At 38.5% G+C, this 3463-nt stretch carries 4 protein-coding genes; 2 read left to right on the top strand and 2 right to left on the bottom strand.

The window, feature by feature from the left end; genetic code table 11:
- On the bottom strand, positions 1-212 hold a 212-nt coding region (locus ACJAT7_RS18560; RefSeq protein ID WP_415228276.1), incomplete at its 3' end, for a TSUP family transporter.
- A 128-nt stretch (positions 213-340) separates the two neighbouring features.
- On the opposite strand from ACJAT7_RS18560, the gene ACJAT7_RS18555 reads away from it, so the two are divergent.
- Positions 341-1231: a LysR substrate-binding domain-containing protein gene (locus ACJAT7_RS18555; protein WP_415228275.1), complete on the top strand. Its 891-nt coding sequence runs from the start codon at positions 341-343 to the stop codon at positions 1229-1231.
- Between the two features lie 68 nt (positions 1232-1299).
- On the opposite strand, the gene ACJAT7_RS18550 is transcribed toward ACJAT7_RS18555, so the two are convergent.
- Positions 1300-2067, bottom strand: coding sequence for a TIGR01458 family HAD-type hydrolase (locus ACJAT7_RS18550; protein ID WP_415228274.1), 768 nt, complete (start codon positions 2065-2067; stop codon positions 1300-1302).
- A 481-nt stretch (positions 2068-2548) separates the two neighbouring features.
- Between ACJAT7_RS18550 and ACJAT7_RS18545 the strand changes: the two genes are divergently transcribed.
- Entirely contained in the window at positions 2549-2767 is a 219-nt protein-coding gene (locus ACJAT7_RS18545; RefSeq protein WP_415228273.1) for a hypothetical protein, read from the top strand.
- The last annotated feature ends 696 nt before the right edge of the window (positions 2768-3463 follow it).

The following is a 3463-nucleotide window of genomic DNA, read 5'->3' as shown; positions in this document are numbered from 1 at the left end:
AAATAGTAACTGGCAAAAAAGCTCCCCCCACAGGCTTGTAGTTTATTGGTAGCCAAAACTGTTGCTGGTGGTAACCCGACCCACATTAAGATCGGTATGCTCAGCAAACCACCTCCGCCAGCGATAGCATTGATAAAACCGGCCAGTATAGCTACCGGAAAAAGAATTGCTGCGCTTTGCAATGACACGCCTAATACTGTCTCTAAGATCATCTGCTATGACTCATTTAAAATTCGATGCTGATAGTTAATCGAATTTGCATCAATTGTGCAAAGGAGTTATCTTCTTCTTTGTGTGAGTTTTACTCATTCATATTATTAATTATTAAGCGAGTAAGTAGATGTATCCTAAATTGCCGCCTTTAAATGCGCTGCGTACATTTGAATCTGCTGCACGACATGTGAGCTTTTCATTGGCAGCACAGGAGTTGCATGTGACTGATGGTGCAATAAGTAAACAAATCAAAGTATTAGAAGATTATCTCGGAATGCAGCTGTTTCTGCGCCAGCATAAAAAATTAGTATTAACCGATGAGGGGCTGCGTTATTTGACCCATATTCAGGCGGCATTACAAATTATTAATAACGCTACCGTAGATATTCAATCACAGCTTTTGCGTATGCAAAGCTTGGCAATTAATGTTTTGCCCAGTTTAAGTATTAGTTGCTTGATCCCTTGTTTAGAAGCGTTTAAATCACGTCACCCTAATCTTTATGTGGATTTGTCCATTGGCGATTTTCCGGTGGATTTTTCACAAAGTAATTACGATATTGTTATACGGAGTGCGACATCAGAGCCACAAGGCGTCAATTTTATTAAATTGATGGATGAAGATTTGTGCTTGGTTTGCTCGCCACAACTGGCGATAGAAATGCGTTCAATTGATGATATTAATGAGATGACGCTGTTAAAACATACGTTGAGGCCAGATATGTGGCAAGAGTGGTCGCAGGCGCTAGGGCTCACGCTAACGACTGAGAAAAAGTTTGGCATGGCCCATTTTTATATGCTCAGTCAGGCGGCAATTAGCAGCATGGGGGTGGCATTGATTCCACGATTTTTTATTGAGCAACAACTGAAGGATGGCCTGTTGGTGATCCCTTTTGATCTGTCATTCTCCAGTCCCTATTGTTATTACCTGTTAACGCCAAAGTCGAGCAATTATCCGCATAAAGTGCAGCTGTTTATTGATTGGATTTTACAAGTTTTTGCACCTTATAGAAAAACCTAAGTGCAATGTTTATGATTTTTACACTCTGCTCGTTCAACCGCTAACAGAGCACGCCATACCGGGCGCTGCTAAATTTTTCTGGTTTCCGACAAGGCATAGTCTACAGCTTCAACTATCGAGTCGGCGGTTTGATGTGACGGGCTGATTTTATTTTCATCGCCGCTTTGGTACTTCCCTGTGCGTACTAAACAGCCATGCAATCCCGCATTGATTGCACCTTCAATATCACCATAGATATCGTCACCAATCATCAGCACTTGATCTGCCTGTAAATTTGTTGATCCAAGTACCTGCAGAAAAAAATCTCGGGATGGTTTTCCTAAGATAATCGCCTTTGTCGATGCCGCAAATTCTATCGCTTTGATAAAAGGGCCTGCATCGAGTAATAATTGACCATCCAATTTAAAAAAACGATTGTAACCAATGCCAAGCAAAGGGGCTCCTTGCTGACATAATTGGAAAGCCCTGTTTAATTTATCGTAACAAAAATCCTGTTCAGCATCGCCAATAATAACCGCATTAGGATTGCTTTGGACGAGATCGGAAAATTCACTTTTAATGTTTGGATGGATCAGGCAATAGGGATGAAGTTTTTTTTCTTTTAGCCAGGCGTGTGCTGCAATTGGCGCAGTAAACAGCTCCTGCTCTGATACAGAAAAGCCTAATTTATTTAGATCTATTAATATCTGGGCGCGTGTATTACGTGCCGTATTAGTGACAAAACGTAACTGTAATTGGTTTTCTCTGGCTTTAGCGATAGCTGCAACGGCACCGGGAATGATTTGCTTGCCGATATATAATACGCCGCTTAAATCGATAAAAAGTGCTTTTAACATAATATAGACTCCTCTTTAAACGCCTTCTACACAATGGAATGCCCTTTAACCTGTAAAATTCATTGCAGCTGCTTTTACTCTGACGACTAGCCAATTTATTTTAACGCCAAATAATTACTTTATTTTTCACATCTTGACTAATCACAATGAGATCTCTTTTAAGTTACTTATTACCGAGAGTATAGCAACGGTTAGTTAAGCTAATAGCAAGTGTGGCTACGAATGAATTTAAGCGATGATTTATGGGCTTTTTTTTTTGGAAAATTTAATTGCTTTAGTGGTGTATTGAAAAGAGGAAATCGGTTTTTTATAAAAAGGAATTAAAAGTTTTTTTTTATAACAAAAAAGACTAAAAAAACCGTTTTTTTTCTTTACAAAAAACGGCAATAACAGCGATGATTCCATAATCAGAAACTGGCATATGATTGCAATGTCAGCCGATGTAGATCTAGTTGTTAATTAGTTTTTTTGGAGTAGTGAAATGGGAAACAGTAGTAATAGTTCTCAGCAATTTGATGATGAAGATCAAGATACAGAAGAGTGGCAATATGAAGATGATTGGGAAGAGGATACTATCCATGCTCGTAAAGAGCACCAGAATCATCGTGGTAGAGGAAAAGGACAGGTTCGCCGTAATATTGAAGACTTTAAAGAGCAACAAACACTGAAGGAGTTGCTAGGAGAAGATTTTGATGGCTAATTAATGATCGAAGCAAACTGCCACGGTTTGCTTCGAACTTCCCGTCACCCTCCTGAACGTCCGAACAACCGCGCTGTAAAAAAATGCCACACCAGCTTGCTATTAATATTCGACATTTAGCGAAAAAATAATAGCAATATACAAAAACAAAATGAAAGCGCTTTCTTGTGACGCTGATCTCGGAATGTTTTAGTGTAGGCCTTTATACTTACCTTAATGACTAAGTGGTCATTATTATGTAAGCGCTTTCATCGTAACCGTTGTGGCAGCAATAGTTTTGTTAGAGTTTCATAACATTCCTTTTTACGCCCTTATTTCGCGTTATGCGGCCTCCCACGGCCGCATTTTTTTTGTTTTTCCTATACAGATCCAATCCGCTAAGGTTATATTAAAACAGTTATTGAATAAGGCCATTTTTAAAAGGATAAAATAAAATTTAGCAGCAGATAATAGATAAGCTATTGGTGATAGAGATCGCTATTTTCAGTTAAATTAAAGGTGTGAAGCGTGTTTATGGGTAATGTAACCAGTAGATAAATAATTATGGACCTTTATTTACCCGATATGCTTGGTCAGATTTAGTAAAAGTAAAAGTAAAAGTACAAGTAAAAAGGAATAAAAATGAAAAAAATAATCGCAATTGCTTTCGTCCTATTAACAAGTGCATGCGCAGACAATAAAAGTATGGTTGTTGAT

Source organism: Psychromonas sp., from assembly GCF_047632995.1.
Classification (GTDB): domain Bacteria; phylum Pseudomonadota; class Gammaproteobacteria; order Enterobacterales; family Psychromonadaceae; genus Psychromonas.
The sequence above is the reverse complement of the archived record's forward strand: the minus strand, read 5'-3'. Positions and strand labels throughout refer to the sequence as shown.